We start from the raw sequence: 6,466 nt of genomic DNA, 5'->3' as shown, positions 1-6,466 counted from the left end.
TTAGTCAGACATTCTTTGAAAAATAACCAAATAAAAAAGCTAACTTTACCTCCTGTTTCCTGTATCTAACAAGAAATAGTCTAGGTAAGTTAGCTTATTTTTTTATCTTTATAGTCTAAATTTTTCAATGACGGCTTGCATTTCTTCAGCAAAATAGTCTAACTCTAGGTCAATAAAGTCTTGCAAGTAGATGCTTTCTTGACGACTCTTATCCTCTAAGTCTTTCATTATGTGTATTAAGACTTTATTTGACATGGCTGAATAATAGTTGATTTTTGAAATCCCCGCCTGAATCACCCGTGGATAGATTTCTGGATCTAATCCAGACCCACCATGCATGACGAGCGGCGTTGCAGTTACTTTTTCAATCGCTTCGATTCGATCCACATCGACGACTGGTTTGTGGTTATAGACCCCATGTTCAGTCCCGATGGAGATAGCTAAGGCATCGACACCCGTTTTGCCAGTAAATTCTTCAACCAATTTAACGTCCGTATAGTGCTGTTCGCCTGATTCAATGGTCCCTAGTTCAGCCTCCACACTAATTCCCAAGGAATGTGCCAAATCAACGACCCTCTTTGTTTGTTCAATATTATCTTCGAAGGCTAATGCCGACCCATCAAACATGACAGATGAGTAGCCAGACTTAATGGCCCGGACAATTCCTGGGAAAGTCTTGCCATGATCGAGATGTACACAGATTGGTACACTGGCATCTTTAGCTAACCCACTGGCAAATGTGCCGATGAACTCTAAAGGAATCCGCTTGCTATCGTCTTCAGTATATTCAATGATAATTGGACTTTTCGCTGCTTCAGCCGCTTTTACAGCTGCTATAATCATTTCAAAAGACACCACATTGAAAGCGGGAATGGCATACTTGTTCTTCTTTGCTCCTGGTAGTATTTCGTCTAAACTAACCAATGGCATATTAATGCTCCTAACTATAAAATAGTTTTGCTTTATTGACTGAATTGAACAAATTCATCTTATGTTCTACGACCTCTTTAGCTGACTCGATACATGGTGGGAAAAGAGCATTCGGTTCCCACATCACGTCTGAATCCAGCAATTCTTGTAGTCGTTTAAAATAGGCTTTTTTCGTATCACTCGAAATGTTGATTTTTTGAATACCGATTTCGACTGCTTGGGCAATTTCACGATCAGAGTTTGATGATCCACCGTGTAAAACTAATGGGGTATCCACCAATTGACTCACTTCTTTCAAGATATCAAGTTTTAATTTAGGGATAAAGTCTTTAGGATAAATACCGTGTGCTGTTCCAATAGCAATGGCCAATGTATCAATGCCAGTCCGTTGTATAAATTCATCCGCTTCAGCTGGTACTGTATAGGTTATTTCAGTTACCCCACCTTCGATGGAGGTACCTGTATCACCAATCGTCCCTAATTCCCCTTCGACTGAAACCCCTACTGCATGTGCAATGTCAGCTGCCTTTTTGGTGATTTCAATATTTTCTTCATATGGTAGATGAGACCCGTCAATCATAACTGAGGTAAAGCCACAAGAAATAGCATTAATGACATCTTCTAGTGAGCCACCATGGTCTAAATGTAGGACAAATGGTACTTTAGAATTTTCGGTTCGTTCCTTGATATAGGCAATAAATTCATTGGTAATAAAGCTTAACTCATCTGGATGAATGGCAATGATTGCAGGCGCTTCTAGTTCTTCTGCCTTCTCTACTACAGCTTTGAAAATATTGGCGTCTGAAATATTATATGCACCAACAGCAAATTGGTTTTCTTTAGCTACTTTAAGCATTTCTGACATTGTAATTAACATAATTGATTACTCCTTTTCGATTTACCCTTCAATATTGAATTGTGACAAGTCTAATTCTTCTTCCTCAACTACTGCAACACTTTCATATTCTTCAGCTGTAATCTTCTTTTTGATTAAGACAAGGATAATCCCTGTTACGGCAGACCCTACAAGTAAGGCTGTGACAGCAACTAATGGTTTAGTCATAGCCGGAATAACGAAGACCCCACCTGACGGCACTGGTGACCCATTTTGGAAGTAGAAGTTAATCGCTCCAGCAATACCAGTCCCCATGGAACAAGCAAAGACTGTTCTCAATAGGTCATTCATAGCGATTGGAATAACACCCTCAGTTATCATGGTCAAGCCCATCGGAAAGGCTACTTTAATCGCATCTTCCTCAACTTTTGTGTAGATCGGTTTTTTCGCTACTTTTGATAGTAACCAACCAAAAGTAACCCCAATTGGTGGCACCATAGCCCCAATAACCTTAATAGCCTCTGGTTCCATAATTCCTTCAAGTAGCAAACCATCTGCCATTAAGTTTGGTACCTTACTGATTGGACCACCAAAGTCAAAGGCACCAAGTACACCAAAGATAAAGCCGTAAACAACCCTAGAAGATTCATCTAGACTTTCTAAGTAGACAATCAGTTGTTCTGTTAACCAAGCAATGGGACCGCCGACAACGAAGAACATGAACAACCCAACTACAATTGAAGATACCGTTGGAATGATCATCATCGGCATCAAACCGTCAGCCCATTTTGGCACCTTCCACTTCAATCTCATCCAAAGGACAAAGTACCCAACCAGGTAACCACCAACCATACCTCCTAAGAATCCTGCACCAAGTGCATTGGCAATTAATCCCATTAGGAACCCCGGTGCAATACCAGGTCGCTCAGCAATAGAATATGAAATATAACCTGCGATAAATGGCGATAGTAAGCCCATCCCCATGACACCTAAAGAGGTTAAGGCACTCGCTATAGTAAAGGACTGGGTATAATCCTCGATCACTGAACCACCCATCAAATTCCCGATAGCAATTAATAAACCCGAAGCAACAACCAATGGCAACATATAACTAATCGCGGTCAGCGCATGCCGCTTTAACTCATTACCAATCCGTTTCATGATTTCACTCCTCCACAAGCTGACTCTCGATTTTCTCAATCAATTGTCCAGCAGCTTTAACAGCAACATTTGTCGGTACTTTCATTATTTTCTTGTGTTCAAATCGTTCGTTTCCAGACGTCTGAATGTCTGTGGCCATAATGACTAAGTCGGCATTGTCAATTTCTGCTTTAGTTAACTCCCCCTCGACACCAATCGTCCCTTGCGTTTCGACCCGAATTTCGTGTCCTCTTTTTTCTGCTGCACTAATCAATTTTTCTCTAGCAATATAGGTATGGGCAATCCCCGACGTACATGCTACAACCGCAACTAATTTCATCTCTACTTCCTCCTTAATCTACGAATATATTGATAATGTCTTCCGGATTTTTTGCTGTCTTCAACTGTTCAAGACTCTCGTCATGACCTAATTTAGAAGCTACTTGAGACAATAGTTTTAAATGGACAGATGTGTTATCGACTAGTCTGACAGCAAACAAGATGATAATGGTCACTTCCTGGTGTTCTTCTCCCTCCCAATCAATCGTTTCCGTTCTACCAATAGCTAAACTGGTTTTCACAACATTTTCTGATTTACCATGAGGAATCGCGATTCCTTGTCCAATCCCAGTTTCTCCCTCCGCTTCTCTTTCATATACATCGGCAACAAATTTCTCTACATCCGTAATACAACCTTCCTCATAGAGCTTTTCACATAATTTGTAGATGGCATCTTTTTTTGAATCCGCTTTCAAATCTAAATCTATGAGTTCTTTCGATAAAAATTCATTCATATCCATAATTAACGTCCTCCAAAGTTGCTCCTAATAAACTGTTTAATGATATTGATATCTGCCTTATCTAGCAAGGCACCGATGAGTAAATGTGGGATACTCATTTGCGGTAGATTAACCGTTGTTAATACAAAATCGATTTCTGATGATTTATAATTGGAGATTTCATTTGAAGAAATGACATCTACAATATTGAATAAGGGGAAGTTATTTTCTACTCTTGTTTTTAAGAAATGTGATGATCCTATTCCTGTTGAACAAACAATTAAAATATTGAAAATTCGCGTCGACTTCTCGATAGCATTTTGAAAATATAAAGCGATATAGGCAATTTCATCATCAGATAATGGTTCAATATCAAATTTTTGATGTATGCTCGCCGATACGTCTGCCAGGATTTTAAATGTCGTTGCGAAATGTTTCTTCACTTCCTCCGTTAGGGGATTCACAATCACCACATGGTAGGTCACCCGATTGAGCATGGGCTGTGTATGTTGAACCAACGATTTGATGAGTATGTCATCTTCTGAAAAACAAATGGCCAGCTTATTCTCCATCTCTCCTACCAAGTCGGTAACATAGGCATTCACAAAATCATTACTGATGATTTCAACATTGCCTAGCGGTTCAATGAAATCTATCTCATCAATTCTCCTGGTTGAAATAAGAAAGGCGTATACATAGCCAATTTCAGCCTTGTCGATGCATAAATCGAATTCCGCTTCCATTTCTTGGATAATGAATGCTGCGATATCATACTTCTTTTGATTGACCACTTCTTGATTAAAGGCAACCTTTGTTGAAGTGCCAACTGGATTATCCGTCCGGTTCCTCAAAATCAGTAGATGGGTCAACAAGTTAATATAATATGGATTTTCAATTTGATAGCCTAATCTCGTATGGGCGCAGTCCAGAATTCCTTTAATTTTTAATACCGAACCTTCATCAAATTCCTTACTCAGAAATTTAATAGAGTCTTGATTCATATACACTGTTTGTTGAAATGGTGTGTCTGAACTGGTAATCAATTTATTCAACAAATGCATCAGTTCTTTTCGGATATCCTTCTCTTCTCCGTGAATGGCGGTTCCTAAATTATTTCTCTTTATAATCAAGTGACTCCCCTTCAGCCGGTCTTCGATAATTTCTAAATCATTAACAATCGATGACTGGCTCACAAAGAATTGGCTTGAAAATTTTGAAATCGTATAGGGTTTTGGTGCAGAAATGAGAAGATGGTATAAGATGGACAACCGTCTATCTTCAACAGATAAAGCTGCTTCATCATCCACATAAAACCGGTTTACGATACTAACATACTGTTTTAAATTGAGCTTAAACCCTCTGGTCCTGTCACTTTCAATAATCTCCTCCCCCAAGTCCTCGCGAATTTGTTTAATTCGTCGATAAATTGTTTTTGTTGATACTTTGAAATGTTTTGATAATTCCTGTCCTAAAACAAAGTCTCCATGTTCAATCAAATAGTCAATTAATTTCTGATTTACATTTGTTATACTCATTCATATCACCAACTTATCAATAATTATAGCGCTTACATTTTAATTTTAAATACCATGTTGTGTCTTTACGTTTGGACATAAACATGTGACAAGATGAAAGTTACCTACTATCCTACCATTTCAAAAGTGCATTTCTTTCATGAAACAAGAGAAACTGTCTTATTAAGTACACAAAAATACACCCCTACCTAGGGAGAATCCTACGGGCTCCTAAGTACAGGTCTATTATCATAATTCGTCTTTTGTTCTAATGTCTGTGATAAATTTGAATTGTCAACCCACCCATCACATCCACTTGATCCAGTTGCAATGGAATGGATTCGTCCAATTCATAGAATAAAGGTTTCCCTTTACCCAGAATTATTGGCACGGTTCCGATGATATATTCATCAATCGCATTGGTCGCCATGAAGAGTTTCAGCATAATTCCACCACCATACAAGTAAATATTGTGGTCTTGCTTCTTCTTCGCCAGCATCAATTTCACAATTTGCCCTGGTTTGACAAAATGGATATTGCCTTCGTTTGGCCGTTTTTCATTTGTCACGACGTATATGGTTTTTGATGGAAAATCTGTTGCAAAGCCAATTTTATAAGACTGGTGTCCCATGACAATAATGTCATAAGCCTCAAAAAAGGCTTCCAGCGAATACGGTGAATCACTGGTTGAGATGTCTTTTAAGTGAGGACCTGGTATACCTTCAATAAAACCAAACTGATCATCTAAGTCAGCGATATACCCATCTACGCTCTGTACAATACTTAAGGCAATTTTACCCATGATTTTCCCCTTTCTAATAAGCATTTATTTTCAATGGTTATAAATCTAGTGACAATCCTGAAATCTGGACATCATCTTTTTCAGCTTGTGGTAGTTGATCGCGTAAACTAGCAACTGTTTGTCCTAAAATGGGTACCTGCCAAGATCCAACAATATCAGCAGCCGGACATAAGACAAAAGCCCGTTCATGCATACGCGGATGCGGTACTAGTAAGTCTGATGTGTCAATAATCTCTTCATCGATGAGCAAGATATCTACATCGATAGTACGAGGGCCATTTTTAATGGTTCGAACTCGTTTTTGGTCTTGTTCAATGCTTTGACAGAAAGCCAATAAATCAGCTGCTGATAACTCCGTTTGGATATGCACAACCATATTCAAAAAGTCCTCTTGATCAAGGTAGCCTTTGGGGACTGTTTCATAGATTGGCGAAGTTGCCACTACTTTAATCCCTTCATTTTGCTT

The 6,466-nt window shown here is 38.8% G+C and carries 8 protein-coding genes; all 8 read right to left on the bottom strand.

Annotated features, from left to right (window positions below):
• Positions 1 to 108: 108 nt before the first annotated feature.
• Positions 109 to 930: a class II fructose-bisphosphate aldolase gene (locus tag ACRCJ0_RS08485; protein ID WP_431390173.1), complete on the bottom strand. Its 822-nt coding sequence runs from the start codon at positions 928 to 930 to the stop codon at positions 109 to 111.
• A gap of 10 nt (positions 931 to 940) precedes the next feature.
• Positions 941 to 1,807, bottom strand: a complete 867-nt coding sequence (locus ACRCJ0_RS08480) for a ketose-bisphosphate aldolase (protein ID WP_059349082.1) — start codon at positions 1,805 to 1,807, stop codon at positions 941 to 943.
• A 21-nt stretch (positions 1,808 to 1,828) separates the two neighbouring features.
• On the bottom strand, positions 1,829 to 2,926 hold the full coding sequence (locus tag ACRCJ0_RS08475; protein WP_431390172.1) for a PTS fructose transporter subunit IIC: 1,098 nt from the start codon (positions 2,924 to 2,926) through the stop codon (positions 1,829 to 1,831).
• Between the two features lie 4 nt (positions 2,927 to 2,930).
• Positions 2,931 to 3,245 carry a PTS fructose transporter subunit IIB gene (locus ACRCJ0_RS08470; RefSeq protein WP_059349084.1) on the bottom strand — a complete coding sequence of 105 codons (315 nt, stop codon included), beginning with the start codon at positions 3,243 to 3,245 and terminating at the stop codon, positions 2,931 to 2,933.
• 13 nt (positions 3,246 to 3,258) lie between these two features.
• Positions 3,259 to 3,705, bottom strand: coding sequence for a PTS sugar transporter subunit IIA (locus ACRCJ0_RS08465; protein ID WP_059349085.1), 447 nt, complete (start codon positions 3,703 to 3,705; stop codon positions 3,259 to 3,261).
• 2 nt (positions 3,706 to 3,707) lie between these two features.
• Positions 3,708 to 5,219, bottom strand: a complete 1,512-nt coding sequence (locus ACRCJ0_RS08460) for a BglG family transcription antiterminator (protein ID WP_431390171.1) — start codon at positions 5,217 to 5,219, stop codon at positions 3,708 to 3,710.
• Between the two features lie 247 nt (positions 5,220 to 5,466).
• Entirely contained in the window at positions 5,467 to 6,000 is a 534-nt protein-coding gene (locus ACRCJ0_RS08455; protein ID WP_059349087.1) for a dihydrofolate reductase family protein, read from the bottom strand.
• Positions 6,001 to 6,037: 37 nt separating this feature from the next.
• Positions 6,038 to 6,466, bottom strand: a 429-nt coding sequence (folK, locus tag ACRCJ0_RS08450; RefSeq protein ID WP_431390170.1) for a 2-amino-4-hydroxy-6-hydroxymethyldihydropteridine diphosphokinase, incomplete at its 5' end; no start/stop codon positions are given.

Source organism: Aerococcus sp. L_32 (genome assembly GCF_050689315.1).
This window is presented reverse-complemented; position numbering and strand designations above follow the sequence as displayed.